The organism is Chromatium okenii, assembly GCF_002958735.1.
Taxonomy (GTDB): domain Bacteria; phylum Pseudomonadota; class Gammaproteobacteria; order Chromatiales; family Chromatiaceae; genus Chromatium; species Chromatium okenii_A.
Map to the genome: position 1 here is coordinate 1 of NZ_PPGH01000018.1, position 18943 is coordinate 18943.

Here is an 18943-nt window from a genome sequence, read left to right on the forward strand (position 1 = left end):
AATGCGTTTACTGCAGGTGCGGTAGATTTTGTCAATAAGCCGTTTAATGTTGGCGAGCTGGCAGCGCGAGTTAGTACGCAATTGCGGTTAAGTCGCGCTGATGCCGAACTTAAACAAGCAAAAATTGAAGCTGATGCAGCAAATCGCGCTAAAAAGCGAATTTCTGGCGAATATGAGCCATGAAATTCGGACGCCACTCAATGCGATTATTGGTGTCAGTGAGTTATTAGCAACCACGTTGTTAGATTCAGCGCAACGCGAGTATGTTCATACGATTGAAACCGGCGGTAATGCGCTGTTAATTTTGATTAACGATATTCTCGATTACTCTAAAATAGAAGCGGGAATGTTGGAATTGGATGCAGTGCGTTTTGTGCTTAAAGATTGTGTTGAAGCAGCACTTGATCTTATTCGCAATCAAGTTATTGAAAAGAAATTGGCGCTGAATTTGATGCTTGATCCGCTTTTACCACGTTCATTTATTGGTGACGATCATCGGTTACGGCAAATTATTATTAATTTGGTCAATAATGCGGTGAAGTTTACCGAACAGGGCAGTATTCGCGTGGCATTGACTGGGCATGAAATCACGACACCCCGTTCATTTGCTGCGAAAAACATTGCGGGCGCTGGCGTGTTTTATGAATTGGTATTGACCGTGACCGATACGGGAATCGGGATTCCCGCTGACCGTCAATCGCGTTTATTTAAGAAATTCAGTCAAGTAGATAATTCGGTGACGCGGCGTTACGGCGGCACTGGCTTGGGTTTGGCGATCAGTCAGCGCCTCGCCGAACTTTTTGGTGGCGATATTACCGCCGAAAGTAGCGGGATTCCCGGTCAAGGGAGTACTTTTCGCTGCGTATTGGTGATGCCGAGTTGTCTCGATCAACAGGCGACTAGTGAGCAACGCGCTTGGAGTGATGATCGGGAAGATGCCAAACGTCGAGCGTTCAATGCGCCACCGAGTGCGCCTGCGGTTGCAGCGCCACCACCAGAGCCCTTTCCGCCGCTGCGTATTTTGTTGACGGAAGATAATCCAATCAATCAGCAAGTGGCGATGAAATTGTTGAAATCATTAGGTTTGTCGGCTGATTTGGCAAAAAATGGTTTGGAAGCAGTTGCGGCGGTGCAACGTCAGGAATACGACGTGATTTTGATGGACGTGCAGATGCCGGAACTTGATGGGATCAGCGCCAGCCGTCAGATTCGCCAACTGCTGCCGAGTGCGCAGCAGCCGATTATCATTGCGCTAACGGCGAATGCGACCGAAGAAGATCGGCGGCGTGTTTGGATGCGGGGATGAATGATTTTGTGACGAAACCGATTCGGATCGCCAAGTTAACGGAAGTATTGCGGAATTGCTGTTGAGATCAAAACAGGGCGCAAAAAAACGGGGTTCGCATAAATCGAACCCCGTAGACACGATGTCAAAGTCGGTTCAGAGACCGACTAAACCGTCGATCAATTCGGAGTGACATTCTCAGCTTGGGGACCCTTAGGACCCTGCGTCACTTCCATCGTGACACGCTGACCTTCGAGCAAGGTTTTACGCCCTGAACCATTGATCGCGCTGTGATGGACGAAAACGTCCTTGCCACCTTCGCGCTCGATGAAACCATAGCCCTTTTCGTCATTGAACCACTTGACCGTACCGGAAACCAATTCGCCTGCCATATCGACCTCATCACTTTAGACGTACCAACCGTAGTTGGCATTACGCAAACCCTGCCTCTTCATGAGGCTAGGGTCATGTCCGTTCGGAACCGAACGGAATTCTACAAGACCTTACCAACCTAACGGGGCGCGATCTTACTTTTTTTAAAAACGTCTGCACTTGCATTGCGCGGATGACATTTCTCAACCGCAAGTTTAACGCGAAATGCTAAAAACTCGCTGTCTAAATGCACCATGATGCGAAATACCGAAACGATGCCACTAAAGCCAGCGCATCAATATCGATATCGACTGACAAAAGTTTAGCACGGCTCAACGTTTTCCTGTACGCAATCGCTGTCAGCGTGTGACCTGATCACGCAAATAAATCGGTAGCGCATATTCGGCTGCCACCTGTCGCCCGACACTGAAATCAGCTGCAGCAAGCATGGCGACATCCTGTGCTTCACAATGATCATGCGAATGAATTTCGCGCAGCGAATGTCCAATAATTCCTGATAATTCAGATGTATAAGTATCAAAACCTGAGCCAACACCACACCAATCTGCCGCATTCGGCACATCAATTTGCGATGGTGAACACACACGCTCCGCAGCGCACGACACCGCTAAATCCTGATTATCAATCGTAAAACAGCCCCAATACACCTCGCCCATTCGCGCATCTAACGCCGTGAGCAAATGCCGCTGTCCGCCACGCCGAAATTGCCCCTGCGCCAGCGCCGCTAGTGTCGAAATCGCCACCACCGGAAGATTTGCCGCAAACGCTGCCCCCTGAATCACTGCCGTCGCCATCCGCACTCCGGTAAATGACCCTGGTCCGCGCCCAAACGCCAGTGCATCCAGATCAATCACCCGCAACCCAGCCTGCTCGAGCAGCATCTGCATCATCGGCAAAATGCGTTCGCCGTGACGACGTGGCGCGATTTCCAGCACCTGTTCAATTGCACCATCTAATAACAATGCTGCGGAACAAGCATCGCCAGAAGTATCAATCGCCAATAATTTCATTGCATTATAACCGAATTGAATGATGTTCTAACGGAAAACCGCGCTCGCGGTATTGACGAAAACGTTCGCGTCCAGTCGCAATTCTTTCTGGCGCATGATCAATCAATTCACAAACACGCTCAAAACGCTCAAAAAAAACGGGTATTTCCAATGACAGATTCAATAATACTTGCTGCTCTGTTTCTGGCTGACCATTACTGCTAATTAATACTGGCGTCCATTGCGGATCAACACTACCTACCAAACCATGCGGCAAAAAACTATCCTGATGAAATGTCCATAGTAAACGATCAAATAACTGCGCCTGCTCGGAATCTGGACAATAGACCAAAATGCGTAAATGGTCAGCACAAATTCGTTCAACCAAACGACAAGCCAATTGTAAATAATTGCCATGACTATTGGGTTGTAAACTATAAAATTTAATATGTGTCATTGCAAAATTGACGATAACAAGGATGGTTAATGATGTCTTGTGCATCAGTCGTTTTTGGCATTCGCTGATGTATATTGAGAATGTAAAGTTTGCTATAACGATCACCCGCAGTTAGAATTTGACCTAATAGCGTTTGCATGGTCAATAAATGATTATCTGTTTGTTCAAACAACGCTTGCGTCACTGCTTTTGGAAACCCCCATTCAGTAACAATAGAATAAGACAAGCGTTTAGCTAAGGTAATAAACACCTGATAAAATGCCCATGAGTGAGATAGTGAGGTTGCTTTGGTCGTAAATAATTCATCCATTATTCGTAACCCAGCGAGTAAACCCACATTAGAAACTAAACCTGCTAAATACGCTGCAAAGGAATCTGTCTTTTCGAGTTCGGCGATTTTACGACAAATTAACGCACAGTGCTCTGATTGTTGCCAAAGACGTGCTCCATTTAATCGTGTCATTGTTCGAGAATTGATATTAAGAATAGGATAAAACGCTACACGTGAAACCAATTGCCGTAATCCGTTTTGACCCAGCAAAAGAACAGCCTGTTCAATACTGGTAATTTTATGACTCCTGCGATAATAAGGTGTATTTGCCAAACCAATCACTTCACCAACCAACACTGGATCACGAGCGATTTGCTGTGCTAATTGAGCACTACTGATGTTGTCATCTTTTAAACTCCGCATCAATTGGGGAATGATTGCTGGTAAACGCGGCAGCATCTGCGCCATTGTTTTCCTACTTGTCACCATGTGTTCAAAAATTGTTAACGCTTCGGTTTCACTATTACTCAAAGGTTGCGACGTTAAAAACTCTACATCTAATAACCACGCAATATAGTCGCGTTCAAGCATTAATGGACACCAGCTCGAATCCAAACAATCAACATTTACTGCGGAATGTTTAGCTGGTTCTTTGCCAAATGGATAATCTATTTTTTTAAATTGTGCTGTGGGTAAACGACGGTGTTTATAGTGAAAAAAAGAATGTATCCAGTTTTTTAACCACATTATGATGTTCATTCGCTTCTCCATAAAAAACCCCGATGCTTTAATCGGGGTAATTCGTTGCGTTGAATATCAGTGTTGTTGCTGTTAACCGCGATTAAAAACCATCGGTTGAAGTGAACAAACCAACCCGTAAATCTTTAGCGGTATAAATGGTACGCCCATCGACCTGTACCACTCCATCGCCAATTCCTAACACTAGTTTACGAGTGATAATCCGTTTCATATCAATATGATATGTCACTTTAGTTGCTGTAGGTAACACCTGACCGGTGAATTTAACCTCGCCAACACCGAGCGCCCGTCCATGACCGGGATTGCCAATCCAACCCAAATAAAAACCAACGAGTTGCCATAGCGCATCTAAACCAAGACAGCCGGGCATTACTGGATCACCGGGGAAATGACATTGAAAAAACCAAAGTTCTGGAGTGATATCTAATTCCGCGAGGATTTCTCCTTTGCTATTCGCGCCACCGAAATTGGCAATGCGAATAATGCGATCCATCATTAGCATATTTGGAACTGGCAATTGTGCGTTACCAGGTCCAAAAAGTTCGCCCTGACCACAGGCAAGGAGTTCAGCGCGGTTAAAAGAGGCTTCTTTTGTCATTTCATCCTGCTATGTTAATGGTGTTATTAAACTACTGTGTTCAGACGATCACGAATAAAATCGACGATCTCTGTGAATGGAATTAATTGCATTTCTGCATCGGTGCGCCCTTTGTATTCTACTTGACCATCATCAATACCTTTATCGCCAATGACGATACGATGTGGAATCCCAATCAATTCCATATCCGCAAACATCACACCGGGACGCGCATCACGGTCATCAAGCAACACTTCAATTCCAGCGGACTGAAGATTGGCATAAAGCTGTTCAGTGGCTTCGCGCACCCGATAGGATTTACTGAGTTTCATCGGAATTAAAACCACTGCGAAAGGTGCGATGGGTGTTGGCCAAATAATGCCGCGCTCATCATGATGTTGTTCAATTGCTGCTGCAACAACCCGCGATACACCAATTCCATAACAACCCATTGTTAATGTGGTTGCTCGCCCATCTTCGCCAAGTACTGTCGCATTTAATGCTGCGCTATATTTGCGTCCCAATTGAAAAATGTGACCAACCTCAATACCCCGCGCAATCGTCAACGTGCCCTGACCGTCTGGACTTGGATCGCCTTCAATAACGTTGCGTAAATCAGCTACTTCCGGCAGCGGCAAATCGCGTCCCCAATTCAACCCAAACCAATGTTTTCCATCCTGATTTGCACCAGCACTGAAATCTGCGGTGACGGCAACAGTGCGATCAACAATGCACGGAATCGGCAATTCTTTTGGGCCGAGTGAACCGGGACCAGCGCCAATCACGGTGCGGATTTCCGCCTCAGTTGCCATGCGCAATGGCGTCGCCACCTGCGGCAATTTTTCTGCTTTTACTGCATTCAATTCGTGATCGCCGCGCACCAATAGCGCCACTAAATCTGCGTCCACTGCATCGGAAGCAGCGACGATTAACGTTTTAATTGTGCGCGTAATAGGCTGTTCAAATTGTTCAACCAAATCAGCAATTGTTCGCGCATTTGGCGTATCTATCAGCCGCGCCAATTCGCTCGGTGTCGACAGTGCAGTATTCAATGGCATGGCTTCAGCTAATTCGACATTGGCTGCATAATCACTCGCAGTGGAAAATGCAATAGCATCTTCACCAGATGCAGCGAGAACGTGGAATTCATGCGACGCATTACCGCCAATGCTGCCGGTATCGGCTTGCACTGAACGGAAATCTAAACCGCAGCGATTAAAAATGCGGCAATAAGTTGTGTGCATTTGCTGATAAGTTTGCGCTAATGACTCATCATCGAGATGAAAGGAATAAGCGTCTTTCATTAAAAATTCTCGTGCACGCATCACGCCAAAACGGGGGCGAATTTCATCACGGAATTTGGTTTGAATTTGGTAAAAATTAATGGGCAACTGCTTATAACTTTTTAGTTCGTTACGCGCTAAATCGGTAATAATTTCTTCGTGGGTTGGACCGAAACAAAAATCTCGCTGATGACGATCGCGCAGCCGCAGCAATTCTGGACCATATTTTTCCCAGCGCCCAGATTCTTGCCATAATTCAGCGGGTTGAATGGCTGGCATCGCTACTTCCAACGCGCCAGCGCGATCCATTTCTTCGCGCACAATCCGTTCTACTTTGCGCAAAACGCGCAGTCCCAACGGAAGCCAAGTGTATAACCCGGCGGCAAGTTTGCGGATCAGTCCTGCCCGCAACATCAAGCGATGACTTGCAATTTCGGCGTCGGCGGGAATTTCTTTGATGGTTTGGAGCGGAAACTGTGAGGTGCGCATGAGAAGAGTCATTGCCAGTAAAAGCGAGCGAGTTTATGGTTCAATTCGGTTAGAAACAACTTTTTCGCTACAGTGTTTGCGGATTGTCGCAACGTTTATCTAGGTTCATAAGACATGTATCAGCTCACAGCGAAACCAGTATTTCAGAGCGCCGTACCCAAACGCGGATTCAGGTCAACATCCCGATTAAAATCACATTTTCGCGGATGACTGAGTCAATGAACGCGATCAATCAAGACCTGTCTTGGGGCGGGCGCTGTTTGTGATCAACGATCCACCGCCGCAGGAGACTGGTTCGGTACGCTTGGTTTTGCCATGGAAACAAGGTGAAAAAATTACTGCGGATGCGCAATTGGTGCGGGTAAAACACTTGCAAAATGGTAGTTATTTAATTGCCGTGCGCTTTTATAGTTTATCACCACGCAGTCATGCGCGACTGGAACGACTTTTAAAGATGCTGAATGGTAATCAATCTTCAAGCATTGCTGAAGATAGTGGTGGTTTAGTACGCGATTTAGAAATTACTGTGGTGGATACGAATGAACTGCGGCGAATGCTGGCGCAAATTGCGACTGGTGAATATAAAGTTACAGTTTCGAGTGCGTATGAAGAACACCAGAGTATTCGATTGTCGATTGCGGGTACACGAGGTTTGCCTGTGATTCGTTTACGCGCACGAGTCAACAGTGTGCAAAAAATTAATTCCAATTATTTTGATTGGGCTGATTTGTATACCTTGAAATTGGTGTTTGAACATCCTAATGATTCTATTCGGATATTTGTTGATTTACTGCTGAATAGCCTGCCGGAAACACGTTATGATGGTAATTCACAACTCACCAGTTTAATGGAACCATTTTCTCCAACTGCTTTTGCCAAACCAACGGTTGCTGATCGCAGCCGTCAATCTGGCACCAGCGGTGTTCCATGCGTTCTCGAAACAGTTTTTCCAGAGGCGCTCAATCATCTCACTGTCGGCTGGGGCGATGTAGAAGCATTCGAGACCTTCTTTCAAGATTTAACGTTGGGCAATCAAGGATCACCCGGCGGTTGGCCAGCGGATGCGTGGGAAGAATTGGAGTTTTTACAAAACATTCACGATCGCGCTTATGGCGTATCGGAATCGCGGTTAAGTGTGTTGAAAGTCGGGCGCTCGGTATAGGTCGCTAAGTACGTTGTTTGAGGCTTGACCACCAATGACGATCCCTGTAATTTCAGGCGCTTTTCTTACTGTTGCACCTAACTTCAGGCGCAGTTTGATGAGGAGTCGCAGATGGCACTGACGGAAACGAAATCAGATGAAGCGGGCAATGAATTGAGCGGCGCAGAAATCGTCGTGCAGGCGTTGCTTGACGAGGGCGTTGAGCTCGTATTCGGCTATCCCGGCGGCTCGGTGCTACACATTTACGACGCGCTGTTTAAGCACGGCGGTGTGCGGCACATTTTGGTGCGCCATGAACAGGGCGCAGCGCACGCAGCCGATGGTTATGCGCGAGCAACCGGCAAATGTGGCGTCTGTCTCGTCACTTCGGGACCAGGCGCAACCAACGCAGTAACCGGCATCGCCACTGCGTATATGGATTCAATTCCGCTAGTGGTATTAACTGGACAAGTACCAACCCCAGTTATAGGCAGCGATGCGTTCCAAGAAGTTGATACCGTTGGCATTACGCGCCCCTGCGTTAAACACAACTTTTTGGTTAAAGATGTGCGCGATTTGGCATTAACCATTCGCAAAGCATTTCATATCGCCACCACTGGGCGACCGGGACCAGTAGTGATTGATATTCCGAAAGATGTCACCGATCCGAATATCAAGATTCCCTATCACTATCCGCGTGAGATTCGGCTGCGTTCTTATAATCCGATTGAAAAAGGACATCCCGGTCAAATTAAAAAAGCCATTGATTTAATGCTGCAAGCGACGCGCCCAGTATTTTATATCGGTGGCGGCGTAGTGCTTGGCGAAGGTTCAGCGCAATTGACGGCATTGGTACGCGCCAGCGGCTTTCCAATTACCAGCACGTTAATGGGACTTGGCGCATTTCCATCCACCGACGGCCAATTCATTGGCATGTTGGGAATGCACGGGACTTATGAAGCGAATATGGCAATGCACGAGGCGGATTTGTTAATTGCCGTTGGTGCACGTTTTGATGATCGCGTGACTGGAAAAATCGCCGATTTTTGTCCACACGCCAAAATCATTCACATTGATGTTGACCCATCGTCAATTTCCAAAAACGTGCGGGTCGATGTGCCGATTGTTGGTCAAGTAGCGAGCGTATTGACTGAAATGCTGCCGCTCTATCAAGCGCAGAAATCTCGCCCTGATTCTGCACAAGTCGCTGATTGGTGGGCAAAAATTAACGACTGGCGTGCATTGAATTGTTTGGAATACGACCGCGCCAGCGCCTTAATTAAACCGCAGTTTGCGATTGAAACGCTGTACCAAGTCACCAATGGCGAACTCTATTTAACTTCGGATGTTGGTCAACATCAGATGTTTGCCGCGCAGTTTTATCCGTTTAATAAACCTCGGCGGTGGATCAATTCCGGCGGACTGGGCACGATGGGTTTTGGCTTACCGGCAGCAATGGGTGTGCAATTGGCATTTCCTGATGCAGCAGTTGCCTGCGTTTCTGGTGAAGCCAGCATTTTAATGTGCATTCAAGAAATGGCGACCTGTAAGCAATACAACTTGCCAATTAAAGTGATACTGCTCAATAACGGTTACATGGGCATGGTGCGGCAATGGCAAGAATTGTTTTATGAAAGCCGCTATTCGCATTCTTATGTTGATGCGCTGCCGGATTTCGTCAAACTCGCCGAGAGTTTTGGACATGTCGGAATGCGCGTGGATCAACCGGCTGATTTAGAAGGCGCATTGCGCGAAGCATTCGCGCTCAAAGATCGTTTCGTATTCCTTGATGTCGTGGTTGATCCGACTGCGAATGTTTATCCGATGATTGCGGCTGGCAAAGGACACCACGAAATGCACCTTGCGCCCGGTTTGACCGAGCGCGAACTGGCCTGAGAATTCCCTAACCCTCTGTTTTACAGAGGGCTTTTCGAGATTAAAAACATGAGACATATCATCGCCGTGTTGCTGGAGAACGAAGCTGGGGCGCTCTCGCGGGTTGCCGGTCTGTTTTCAGCGCGGGGCTATAACATCGAATCTCTGACGGTCGCGCCAACTGATGATCCGACGCTCTCGCGCATGACGCTGGTGACGACCGGCAGCGAGGAAATCGTGGAGCAAATTAAGAAGCAGCTCAATAAGTTAATCGACACCGTGAAGCTGCTTGATCTCTCTGATGGACCGCACATCGAGCGCGAGATGATGATGGTGAAAGTTCGCGCCGAGCGCCCGGATCGGGAGGAACTCAAACGCCTGACCGAGATTTTCCGCGCCAAAATCATCGACGTGACCGAAACCAGTTATGTCATTGAATTAACTGGCGCATCGAAAAAACTCGACGCATTTATTGACGCCGTGCCGGAAGGTTTACTGATTGAAGTGGTGCGCTCTGGGCCGACTGGCATCACTCGCGGTGAAAAGGGTTTGACGCTGTGAGGCAGTTAAAAACTCGGTAGTGACCCTAATCGGTAGGGCAAGAATCTCTTAATCCTTTGTAACTAAATGATAAAAGGCTTTACAGCCCTATCGATGAGACCACTACCAAAAATTCATGCTAAATAGAAGAGTTATACAGTTGGATCGCTAAACGTTTTATTTTATTGAAAATTGGTTTGTGCAAAGCATAATCACGTTTTTATAAAGAAATGAGTTGCATCTTTCTGCATAACTCCTACTAAATTTTGATCTCTAGCAATTAAGAGGCAATATGACGCCTGAAGAATTGATCTGCTACTTCAATATTAAGCACCTCTATCATTTCACTGATGTTGCAAATCTTGACTCTATTCGACTTTACGGTGGAATATATTCCCTAAAACAACTTGAACAGCGTCAAATCGTTTCACTACGTCCTGGAGGTAATCAGTGGAGTCATGATGCCGACCGACGGCGTGGCTTACATCAATATGTGCATCTTTCTTTTATGGATACGCATCCAATGTGTTACGCCGCAGAGAAGGAGCGAAGAATTGGACCTACCGCCACGTTGCGTATTCACCCAAATGTGCTTATGTCTCAAGGAACAATGTTCACCTCAGATGTTGCCAACAAATCTGGAATTGTTATGCTTTCGTTAGTTGAAGCAGTGGAAAAGATAGATTTTGAAGTTATTTATAACCGAACGGATTGGAGTGACCCCGTTATCCAAGATCGCAGAAGGCAGGCTCGGAAAGCGGAAGCTTTGATCCCAGAATTTATACCACTGCAAATGATTGGGAATATTTGATATGGCAACTCGACCTGTTTTTATACCTCGAACGGATAATGCTAGATTAGTTGATGAAATATCTGTTGATTTTCAATGGAGTCCAGGATTTGCTCCTGTTCAGAAAAAAAAGAACATTCGTGCACTTCACGAAGCCGCATACCATTTAGGATATGAGAATTTACTTGAAGTTTCGACTAAATCTGAAGAAAAAATCGGCGTTCATTTGAGTGCTTTTAATCTTAGGGTTTTAGTGCCAGAAATAGGTGATATACCTCTCGAAAATGCGTATCAAGGGAGTAAGGTATTTCTTCGTGGTGGTCCTTTCAATGACCTATACAAAACAAATCCAAGAGAAGCAAAGAAAGATCCTAGACTAAAAGGATCTGGCCCATTAAGTTCTTTTCGTTTTGATGGAGAATTATGGACACTTGAGCCAAAGACAGCTTTTTATGATTGGCTCTATATTCGTTCCATTTATCCACACAGGGAATATCTTGAGCGTTTATGTCACTTTGGTGGATTTACCGATATTGAGTTTAATCCAAGTAAATCGCTAAACTGTCAGGCTCGCTCTTGTGCTATTTTTGTATCCCTTATGAAAAAAGGCATTCTTTCTGAAGCTGTTGAAAACAGGGAGACATTTATTAGTATTCTGCGTCCAGATTCTTTCGCGCAACCGCATTCTCAATCTTTACGGCAAGGAACATTACTCTAAAATTTCGCTAACCTTACCTGAAATTGCTGGTAGATTTTAATACTGGCATTAACTCTTACGAGTATTGGTTAACGCTTTTTTATCAACGTTTTTTCTATCCACTAGGATGATTTGCATGGCAATTAACGTGTATTACGACAAAGACGCCGACCTTGCGCTGATTCAAAGCAAGCAGGTCGCCATCATCGGCTACGGCTCGCAAGGTCACGCCCACGCGAACAATTTGAAAGATTCCGGCGTTGCGGTGACGGTCGGTTTGCGCACCGGTTCGGCATCGGCAGCCAAAGCCGCTGCCGCTGGCTTGACGGTGAAATCCATCGAAGATGCAGTTGCTGGCGCGGACGTGGTGATGATTCTCGCGCCTGATGAACATCAGGCAGCGCTGTACCGCGAGCAGGTCGCTCCGCACATTAAACAGGGCGCGGCGCTGGCATTTGCGCACGGTTTCAACGTGCATTTCGGTCAGATCACACCGCGCGAAGATTTGGACGTGATTATGATTGCGCCGAAAGGTCCGGGGCATTTGGTGCGTTCGACCTACACGCAAGGCGGCGGTGTGCCGAGTTTGATCGCCGTGCATCAAGACGCCAGCGGCAAGGCGCGTGAGATTGCGATGTCTTATGCGTCGGCGAATGGCGGCGGTCGCGCCGGCATCATCGAAACCAATTTCCGCGAGGAATGCGAAACCGATTTATTTGGTGAGCAAGCGGTGCTGTGCGGCGGTTTGACTTCGCTGATTCAAGCGGGATTTGAGACGCTGGTCGAAGCCGGTTATGCGCCAGAAATGGCGTATTTCGAGTGCCTGCACGAGGTCAAATTGATCGTCGATCTGATTTACGAGGGCGGCATTGCCAACATGCGCTACTCGATTTCCAACACCGCCGAATATGGCGATTTGACTCGCGGCCCGCGTGTCGTCAACGCCGAAACCAAGGCGGAGATGAAGCGCATTCTGACCGAGATTCAAAACGGTCAGTTCGCCAAGGAATTCATTCTGGAGAATCAAGCTGGCGCAGCGTCGATGAAAGCGATGCGGCGTCTCGGTGCGGAACATCAGATTGAAGTGGTCGGCGAGCGACTGCGCGAAATGATGCCGTGGATTCGTGAGAAGAAACTGGTGGATAAAACCCGCAACTGATTGATCGCATAGGAAAAGCCGACAGGGAACGTCGGCTGCATGATTCGGCTGGCGCGGGAATTAGCGCCGTTTATCCAGTCCCAGCGCGTCCAAATACGCATCGGTGCTCACCTCAATGTCATAAGGCTGCGCCGCCTGCTGCAACACCGCTTTCGGCAACGGTTGCGCCAGCGTTTCCAACATCGCCTCCGCCAGCGCGGGCACATCGCCCACCGTCACCAGTCGCCCATAACGTCCGCCGTCCAAAATCTCACGCGGCCCGCTCGGACAATCGGTCGAAACTACCGGCGTTCCCACTGCCAGCGCTTCAATCACGACGAAACCCAAGCCTTCCCAGCGCGAGGTAAACGCGAATAAATCCGCGTGTGCCATGTAAGCGTAAAGATCGGCAACAAATCCCGGCAGTTCCACATCGGCAGCGACGCCCAATTCCGCTGCCTGCGCCAGCAATCGCGCTCGCGCTGCGCCGCGTCCGACGATCATCAATCGACACGGGCGCTGGGCGCGAACCCGCGCAAAGGCAGCGATCAAGGTCGTGAAATCTTTGCGGCTGCACAGTTCGCCGGCACTCAAAATCAATGGCATTTCCGGTTGCCCAAACCACGGATGCGCTGGGCGCGGCAATTCGGCAGTGAACAAATCGCTCGGAATCACCGGCGAGGGCACAACGCGAATGCGTTCCCGCGCCAGCCCGGTGTAATGCGCCATGTCATCGGCAACGCCGGCGCTGGTGACAATCACTTGATTTGCAAACGGATACAGCCGTCCCATCGACGTGCGCTGTACCCAGCGTTCCATCGCGCCCCGCGTCGCCAAATCAACGGAAATCGTCGTCCCCGAACTGAACACCAAGCGCGTCGGCACTCGCGCCAGCGTTCGTGCCAATAACGCGGTGCGATTGACGCGATCTTTATCGGACAGCAGCACTGCCGGTTGATAATGGCGCAGATAATGGACGATTGCAGGCACACTGGCGTAAGTATGGCGACTGCCGAGATCAATCACGCGCACATTCGGCGGCAATGGCTGCGGCAGATTTGGACCATGCTGGCGCACTTTCAGCACATCGACTTGATAGCCGCGCCGCGCCAACGCGGGAATGAGATGCGCAGCAGCGCGATCAACGCCGCTATGTCCAGAAGTTGAAAAAAAACAGGCGATACGATTTGAATCAGTCATGGAAAATGGCGCTGGTCATTGTTTGTGCTTACTGTCCACTGACAACTGAAAACCGACAACTTTATTTCAACTGCGTAACGCCTATTTCCATTCATTTTCACCGGATCGTTCTCATGCTACTCCATCCGCTTTCAATCTCTCAGACACTGATTGCCATTCTGTTATTGCTGCCGATTTGGAGTTTCGCTGCCGAGCCGGTCGATGTACCTGCGCCAGCCGCGTCGATTCAATCACCAGCGCCATCGCCATCTCGCGCAGAATTAAACGCAATGGTCGATCACACTGCGCAAACACATGGTTTAGATCGGGATTTAGTACACGCGCTGATTCGCGCTGAATCGGCATATAACCCGCAGGCAGTCTCACCGGCTGGCGCGTTGGGATTGATGCAGGTGATGCCAGCAACCGCCGCAGATTACGGCGTCAATCGCGCTGAGGCATTGTTTGAACCAGCGACCAATCTCAACACCGGAATGCGCCATTTCAAACGCTTATTGAATAAATACAATAACATCGGCGCAGCAGTGATGGCCTATAACGCCGGAGAAGGTGCATTGGAACGCGGCGGCGGCGTGGTCAGTTATGCCGAAACCCAGCGGTATACGCATCAAGTCCTGCTCGCGTATCTCAAAAGCAAAGGCATTGCGCCCTATTCGCCGGACGCTCGCGCCGCCACCGGCATTGATTTGAAACCAGAAATGGCAACCGCCAGCGTCCCCGCGTCGCGTCGATCGAGTGCTGGCATCGCTGGCGTGGCGAAACCGCCAGCGGCTCCCGATCCGTTGCAAACCTTTGAACCAGAACCGGATTTGCGCTGGCAGCCGACGTTTAAGCAGCCAGAACTCAAAACCGCATTGCGGGCGCAACTGGCAGCAAAACCACGTTTGCCCGCTGCGCCGGAGTTGAACGTCGCGGCGCTGCGAATGCGCATCCCGGAACCGCAATATCTGCTGCAACCCAGTTCACGCGGTTTTCAGCGTCGCCAGCCACCGCGCCAGATTGCTGACTAATTCCGCCGTTCACTGCGCATCAATTCCTGTAAAAACAACGCATACGCGGCGCTGGCGATTTCCACACGATAAGGTTCAATCGCTTCGGGTTGCGACCGTCGCGCAGCGGAATCGCGCAGACTGTCGTGCAACGCATTCGCCAATGCCGCTGCATCACCGACCGGAACTAATTTTCCCCAGCGTCCATTGCCCAAGGCTTCACGCGGACCGGTCGGGCAGTCAGTCGCCACCACTGGCGTTCCCAGCGCCAGCGCCTCAATCAGCACATTGCCAAAACCCTCGCGTCGTGATGACAGCGCCAGCACTCGCGCTCGTGCCAGCCACGGAAACGGATTGGCGACAAACCCCGGCAATGCGAGCTGCGCAGTGATGCCCAGCCGCGCTGCCAATCGCTCCAATTTTGCCCGCTGGCGTCCTTCGCCCAAAATGATAAGCCGAGCATCAACCTGTTGAATCAATTGCGCAAAAGCTGCCAGCAACGTCGGAAAATCTTTGACGCGCCGTAAACCGCCAATCGCCAGCACCACCGGCGGCGCATTCGGCTGCAACCACGGATGAACGCAGGGCTGCGTCGCCAACGTCATCAAATCGGCGCTGATGATCGGATTGGCGAGAACGCGAATCGGCGGCGTGTGCAAACCAAATTGCTGGCGCAAATCCTCCGCGACGCCGTGTGACACCGCGACCATCGCGTCCAATTGCTGATAGGTTTTCCGAATCCGCTGGCGCTTCAACCAGTTGCGCAACGGATTGAACGACGATTCCGCCACGCTGGCAGACAGCACCGTTCCAACAATCGTCACCAGTCGCAGGTGGTTAAGCTGAAGTTGGGTGCGCAGCGCCACGGCGAGCAGATCGTCAGTCAATTTGGCGGTGAGGAGGATCGCGGGGCGTTGGGCGCGAAGATAGGCGCTCAGGCTTGCAGCGCGATTTTCGGTCACGGAATAAACCTGCACTCGCGCATCTAAATTCTGCAAATAGGAATGCGTGGGATTGCCGACCAAATAATCGACCTGAAAACCGCAGTGCGTGAGTCCGGTGGCTAAATGCGTGAGCGAGCGTTCCACGCCACCACTTTCAAAATCACTAATTAAAATGGCAATGTTCATCGCGCTGCCGAGAATGAAAGCTGTAGATGATTCCGAGAAATAGAATTAAAAAAAAGCGCAAATCAAGATTTAATAACCGGAAATCATAGACACCAAACCAACAGGTTAAAATAATACAAGCGATTAAAAAAGTGCTGAGTTGTGAATCGCTGGCGTGAAGATGAAGCCATGCTCGCAATAATAATAAACTGAGTAGCAGCGCAATTATTACGCCAATTGCACCGAAGCGCACTAATAATTCCAACGGGATGCTATGTAAATGCGCAAATGCTGGCGCTTGTTCCATATCAGCGATTGGCAATGGCAGTAAGTGCATGGGCACGAGCATTTTGGTGGTGCTCGATCCGGGTCCCCAGCCAATCAGCGGATGCGCAGTAAATGCAATAAAACCGACGCGATACAGATTTAACCGAGCGCCAAGTGAAGTTTCATAACTTACCGGAATACTTGCGATTGTCAATTCCAGTGCATTCCAATCATTCGTGATTCGTTCTCGACTCAACCACAGCAAACTGGTCGTGAGCAGCACTAACAGCAGTATTGGTCGCCGCCACGCTGCAATGGAATGACTGCGCATTTTTGTCAGCATTAAACTCAAGCCAACAATCACTAAACCGAGCGTGGCACCACGCGCTTGGGCAATCAATAGAAATGCGATAAAAATTAGCGTGAGCAAGCCCCAAATGAGTTGATTGATTCTGCGCCAGCGCGTCAATGCTAATAATTGTTCCCGATACCAAAATAGTCCCAACAGTGCAATGGATGCTAGAAAACTGAGACCGAGCACTGCCGTCCCCGAATCGTAGCGTTGACCGTGCACGATTGCGCTGAATTGAGCGACATCGAATTTTCTTAATACGCCCAGCGTTAAGCCGAGCAGTGCCGCTAATAATAATTGTGGAATGAGTTGCGGAAATACGCGCAGCCGCCACGCGATAATAATGAATAAAAAAGGTGCATCCCAACGCCAAATTGCGGCGAGTTGTGCACCTGTCGTTGCTGGAAATTGCCAACTTGTGCGCAGCGCCAGCACGGTGGTCACGCTGAATACGAGCAGCAGTAGCCATAATCCCGGAATGCTCGGCAGCGACCATTGATTTGCTCGCCATTCGCGTATACAGCGCAACGTTAATAGCAGCAGCGCGAAATTGGCGAAACCTGTCCAATTCCACGCGGTGAATGCAAACACGATGAGCAGCCAGCCGCTCCATCGGTCTGGTAACGCAACTACTTTATCGTTCACTGCGTTCTGCCAGCACAATCGCTCGCGTTGGCGCGGGCAAACCCTCGCGGGTGAGCATGGCATTTGCCGGATCAAGTTGATCGGCAAGTGACTGAAAACACATCCATTCAGTTGTGCGCTGCTCGTCTACCGTCGTTCGACTAATATCAATCACCTGTACGCCGACAAATCCGCAGCGTTGCAACCAAATCTTCAACGCAGCCACGCTTGGAATAAACCAGACGTTGCGCATTCCGGCGTAGCGATCGGGCGGTACTAACACTTGCCGTTCATCGCCTTCGCACACCAGCGTTTCTAATACCAATTGACCGCCCGGTCGCAATAGACGGCGCAATTCTTCGAGATGATTCAGCGGAGCGCGGCGGTGATAGAGCATTCCCATTGAAAATACGGTGTCAAATCCGGTCAGCGTAGGTGGCAGATCGGTCGTCGCCAGCGGCAATACCGCTATGTCATCGCGGCGCAAATAGCGGTTAACCGCTAAAAACTGCATCACAAACAACAACGTTGGATCAATTCCCAGCACCAATTCCGCGCCTGCGCCGAGCATTCGCCAGCCGTGATAACCGTTGCCGCAGCCGACATCGAGCACCAGTCGTCCGTCCAATGGCGCAATGGCGTTGGCGAGTCGTTGCCATTTCCAATCCGAGCGCCATTCAGTGTCGATGTCAATGCCGTGAATGGAAAACGGGCCTTTGCGCCACGGATGCAGACGTTGCAGGGCTTCGCGCAATTCCTGCGCGAGTTCGTGCGCGAGCGGTTGTGCTGGCTGGCAACCGACAGCCGCGCTGTTCAACTGGATGGTTTCCACCGGAATGTTGGGCAATTCCGCCAGTGCCGTTTCCCAGCGCAGCAGATCGCCGTGCATGTCTTCGGTCAGCCGGAAGCGACTGGCTGCGGTTAATGCTGGAGACCATGCGCCCAGCCGCGTCCGTGCCATTCGGGTTAAAAAAGGTTGTAATTCAATTATTTCCATGCCATCCACGCAATAAAATTGAGGCTTTGATACCAGCGAGTGAAACCGGTAAAACCGGCAGCACTGAGACGTACTTCATGAACGGCGATGCTGTCAGGAATTAACACTTGCTCCAGCGCGGCGCGTTTACCGCTAATTGCCAGTTCACTGTAACCCTGAGCGCGTTTGAAATCGGTATGTAATTCGGTCAATAACTGCCCGCCGCGATCATTCGGCAGTGCGATTTTTTCCACCAAAATTAACGCACCGTTCGGAATCAAACCGGCGTGAATCCGCTCCAGCAGCGCCAGCCGCCGTTCTGGGGCAATGAATTGTAAGGTGAGATTGAGCACCACCAGCGCGGCATTGTGAATCGGGATGGTTTCCGCGTCGGCGCAGATGGGCGTAATGCGGTCGTCGTGTGATGACGCGCACAATTTGGCGATCATCGCTGGCGCGTTGTCCACCGCGATCACTCGCACCGACGCGGGCGTTTGCCGCACGATGGCTTCTGTCACTGCGCCGAGCGAGCAGCCGAGGTCGTAACAGACGCCATCTGCTGGCACCAAGCGCCGCGCCAGCAAGCCGGTGAATTCGACCATTTCGGCGTAGCCCGGCACTGAGCGGCGCACCATGTCAGGAAAAACTCGCGCCACTTCTGCGTCAAAACGAAAGGGGCGCACCGGCGCTGCGGCGCTATCAAATAAGTTGTCTGGTTCAGTATTCATGGCGCTAATTATGA

The 18943-nt window shown here is 49.8% G+C and carries 19 protein-coding genes and 1 pseudogene; 9 read left to right on the forward strand and 11 right to left on the reverse strand.

Going from position 1 to position 18943, the window contains the following annotated elements; all coding sequences use genetic code 11:
• Window positions 1-183 (forward strand): annotated as a pseudogene (locus CXB77_RS20980) (hypothetical protein); the annotation flags it as partial.
• Window positions 173-1306, forward strand: a complete 1134-nt coding sequence (locus CXB77_RS03045) for an ATP-binding protein (RefSeq protein ID WP_242445389.1) — start codon at window positions 173-175, stop codon at window positions 1304-1306. The pseudogene CXB77_RS20980 and the gene CXB77_RS03045, both read left to right, overlap by 11 nt.
• A gap of 158 nt (window positions 1307-1464) precedes the next feature.
• Here CXB77_RS03045 and CXB77_RS03050 read toward each other — a convergent pair whose 3' ends face one another.
• The 6 genes from CXB77_RS03050 to CXB77_RS03075 form a co-directional block, all read right to left on the reverse strand.
• The gene (locus CXB77_RS03050) at window positions 1465-1677 is read right to left on the reverse strand and encodes a cold-shock protein (protein WP_105072743.1); all 213 of its coding nucleotides are present in this window, start codon (window positions 1675-1677) and stop codon (window positions 1465-1467) included.
• 339 nt (window positions 1678-2016) lie between these two features.
• Window positions 2017-2688: a tRNA (adenosine(37)-N6)-threonylcarbamoyltransferase complex dimerization subunit type 1 TsaB gene (gene tsaB, locus CXB77_RS03055; protein ID WP_105072744.1), complete on the reverse strand. Its 672-nt coding sequence runs from the start codon at window positions 2686-2688 to the stop codon at window positions 2017-2019.
• 4 nt (window positions 2689-2692) lie between these two features.
• The gene (locus CXB77_RS03060) at window positions 2693-3124 is read right to left on the reverse strand and encodes a DNA polymerase III subunit chi (RefSeq protein WP_105072745.1); all 432 of its coding nucleotides are present in this window, start codon (window positions 3122-3124) and stop codon (window positions 2693-2695) included.
• Window positions 3111-4154 (reverse strand): HDOD domain-containing protein, encoded by a 1044-nt coding sequence (locus CXB77_RS03065; protein WP_172452505.1) that lies wholly within the window; start codon window positions 4152-4154, stop codon window positions 3111-3113. The genes CXB77_RS03060 and CXB77_RS03065 overlap by 14 nt, the downstream gene beginning before the upstream one ends.
• Window positions 4155-4236: 82 nt before the next feature.
• Entirely contained in the window at window positions 4237-4752 is a 516-nt protein-coding gene (gene fabA, locus CXB77_RS03070; RefSeq protein ID WP_105072747.1) for a 3-hydroxyacyl-[acyl-carrier-protein] dehydratase FabA, read from the reverse strand.
• Window positions 4753-4778: 26 nt separating this feature from the next.
• Entirely contained in the window at window positions 4779-6503 is a 1725-nt protein-coding gene (locus tag CXB77_RS03075; protein WP_105072941.1) for a proline--tRNA ligase, read from the reverse strand.
• A 262-nt stretch (window positions 6504-6765) separates the two neighbouring features.
• On the opposite strand from CXB77_RS03075, the gene CXB77_RS03080 reads away from it, so the two are divergent.
• The 6 genes from CXB77_RS03080 (at window position 6766) to ilvC (ending at window position 12705) form a co-directional block, all read left to right on the forward strand.
• Complete coding sequence (locus CXB77_RS03080; protein WP_242445390.1) at window positions 6766-7665, forward strand: PilZ domain-containing protein; 900 nt, start codon at window positions 6766-6768, stop codon at window positions 7663-7665.
• Between the two features lie 111 nt (window positions 7666-7776).
• Window positions 7777-9540 carry a biosynthetic-type acetolactate synthase large subunit gene (ilvB, locus tag CXB77_RS03085; RefSeq protein WP_105072748.1) on the forward strand — a complete coding sequence of 588 codons (1764 nt, stop codon included), beginning with the start codon at window positions 7777-7779 and terminating at the stop codon, window positions 9538-9540.
• A gap of 48 nt (window positions 9541-9588) precedes the next feature.
• Complete coding sequence (ilvN, locus tag CXB77_RS03090; RefSeq protein ID WP_105072749.1) at window positions 9589-10080, forward strand: acetolactate synthase small subunit; 492 nt, start codon at window positions 9589-9591, stop codon at window positions 10078-10080.
• Between the two features lie 271 nt (window positions 10081-10351).
• A complete protein-coding gene (locus tag CXB77_RS03095) occupies window positions 10352-10870 on the forward strand; it encodes a DarT ssDNA thymidine ADP-ribosyltransferase family protein (RefSeq protein ID WP_105072750.1) in 519 nt (172 codons plus the stop codon).
• 1 nt (window position 10871) lies between these two features.
• The gene (locus tag CXB77_RS03100) at window positions 10872-11567 is read left to right on the forward strand and encodes a DarT1-associated NADAR antitoxin family protein (protein WP_105072751.1); all 696 of its coding nucleotides are present in this window, start codon (window positions 10872-10874) and stop codon (window positions 11565-11567) included.
• 121 nt (window positions 11568-11688) lie between these two features.
• Window positions 11689-12705, forward strand: a complete 1017-nt coding sequence (gene ilvC / locus CXB77_RS03105) for a ketol-acid reductoisomerase (protein ID WP_172452522.1) — start codon at window positions 11689-11691, stop codon at window positions 12703-12705.
• Between the two features lie 60 nt (window positions 12706-12765).
• On the opposite strand, the gene CXB77_RS03110 is transcribed toward ilvC, so the two are convergent.
• Window positions 12766-13884, reverse strand: a complete 1119-nt coding sequence (locus CXB77_RS03110; RefSeq protein ID WP_105072752.1) for a glycosyltransferase — start codon at window positions 13882-13884, stop codon at window positions 12766-12768.
• Between the two features lie 113 nt (window positions 13885-13997).
• Here CXB77_RS03110 and CXB77_RS03115 point away from each other — a divergent pair, with 113 nt between their 5' ends.
• Window positions 13998-14894, forward strand: coding sequence for a lytic transglycosylase domain-containing protein (locus CXB77_RS03115; protein WP_172452506.1), 897 nt, complete (start codon window positions 13998-14000; stop codon window positions 14892-14894).
• On the opposite strand, the gene CXB77_RS03120 is transcribed toward CXB77_RS03115, so the two are convergent.
• Genes CXB77_RS03120 through cmoA form a run of 4 tightly spaced genes read right to left on the reverse strand, consistent with a single transcriptional unit; the run spans window position 14891 to window position 18929 of the window.
• The gene (locus CXB77_RS03120) at window positions 14891-16003 is read right to left on the reverse strand and encodes a glycosyltransferase (RefSeq protein WP_105072754.1); all 1113 of its coding nucleotides are present in this window, start codon (window positions 16001-16003) and stop codon (window positions 14891-14893) included. The two genes, CXB77_RS03115 and CXB77_RS03120, sit on opposite strands and share 4 nt — an antisense overlap.
• Window positions 15981-17246: an O-antigen ligase family protein gene (locus tag CXB77_RS03125; RefSeq protein ID WP_172452507.1), complete on the reverse strand. Its 1266-nt coding sequence runs from the start codon at window positions 17244-17246 to the stop codon at window positions 15981-15983. Before CXB77_RS03125 ends, CXB77_RS03120 begins: the two co-directional genes overlap by 23 nt.
• Complete coding sequence (cmoB, locus tag CXB77_RS03130) at window positions 17236-18222, reverse strand: tRNA 5-methoxyuridine(34)/uridine 5-oxyacetic acid(34) synthase CmoB (protein ID WP_197710975.1); 987 nt, start codon at window positions 18220-18222, stop codon at window positions 17236-17238. The genes CXB77_RS03125 and cmoB overlap by 11 nt, the downstream gene beginning before the upstream one ends.
• Complete coding sequence (gene cmoA / locus CXB77_RS03135) at window positions 18213-18929, reverse strand: carboxy-S-adenosyl-L-methionine synthase CmoA (protein ID WP_105072756.1); 717 nt, start codon at window positions 18927-18929, stop codon at window positions 18213-18215. The genes cmoB and cmoA overlap by 10 nt, the downstream gene beginning before the upstream one ends.
• Between the last annotated feature and the right edge of the window lie 14 nt (window positions 18930-18943).

What these genes read in the sequence shown, in the direction of transcription:
- CXB77_RS03045 (WP_242445389.1), top strand. Translation starts at nt 173, where the DNA reads ATGAGCCATGAAATTCGGACGCCACTCAATGCGATTATTGGTGTCAGT.
- CXB77_RS03050 (WP_105072743.1), bottom strand. Translation starts at nt 1,677, where the DNA reads ATGGCAGGCGAATTGGTTTCCGGTACGGTCAAGTGGTTCAATGACGAA.
- tsaB (WP_105072744.1), bottom strand. Translation starts at nt 2,688, where the DNA reads ATGAAATTATTGGCGATTGATACTTCTGGCGATGCTTGTTCCGCAGCA.
- CXB77_RS03060 (WP_105072745.1), bottom strand. Translation starts at nt 3,124, where the DNA reads ATGACACATATTAAATTTTATAGTTTACAACCCAATAGTCATGGCAAT.
- CXB77_RS03065 (WP_172452505.1), bottom strand. Translation starts at nt 4,154, where the DNA reads ATGAACATCATAATGTGGTTAAAAAACTGGATACATTCTTTTTTTCAC.
- fabA (WP_105072747.1), bottom strand. Translation starts at nt 4,752, where the DNA reads ATGACAAAAGAAGCCTCTTTTAACCGCGCTGAACTCCTTGCCTGTGGT.
- CXB77_RS03075 (WP_105072941.1), bottom strand. Translation starts at nt 6,503, where the DNA reads ATGCGCACCTCACAGTTTCCGCTCCAAACCATCAAAGAAATTCCCGCC.
- ilvB (WP_105072748.1), top strand. Translation starts at nt 7,777, where the DNA reads ATGGCACTGACGGAAACGAAATCAGATGAAGCGGGCAATGAATTGAGC.
- ilvN (WP_105072749.1), top strand. Translation starts at nt 9,589, where the DNA reads ATGAGACATATCATCGCCGTGTTGCTGGAGAACGAAGCTGGGGCGCTC.
- CXB77_RS03095 (WP_105072750.1), top strand. Translation starts at nt 10,352, where the DNA reads ATGACGCCTGAAGAATTGATCTGCTACTTCAATATTAAGCACCTCTAT.
- CXB77_RS03100 (WP_105072751.1), top strand. Translation starts at nt 10,872, where the DNA reads ATGGCAACTCGACCTGTTTTTATACCTCGAACGGATAATGCTAGATTA.
- CXB77_RS03110 (WP_105072752.1), bottom strand. Translation starts at nt 13,884, where the DNA reads ATGACTGATTCAAATCGTATCGCCTGTTTTTTTTCAACTTCTGGACAT.
- CXB77_RS03115 (WP_172452506.1), top strand. Translation starts at nt 13,998, where the DNA reads ATGCTACTCCATCCGCTTTCAATCTCTCAGACACTGATTGCCATTCTG.
- CXB77_RS03120 (WP_105072754.1), bottom strand. Translation starts at nt 16,003, where the DNA reads ATGAACATTGCCATTTTAATTAGTGATTTTGAAAGTGGTGGCGTGGAA.
- cmoB (WP_197710975.1), bottom strand. Translation starts at nt 18,222, where the DNA reads ATGGAAATAATTGAATTACAACCTTTTTTAACCCGAATGGCACGGACG.
- cmoA (WP_105072756.1), bottom strand. Translation starts at nt 18,929, where the DNA reads ATGAATACTGAACCAGACAACTTATTTGATAGCGCCGCAGCGCCGGTG.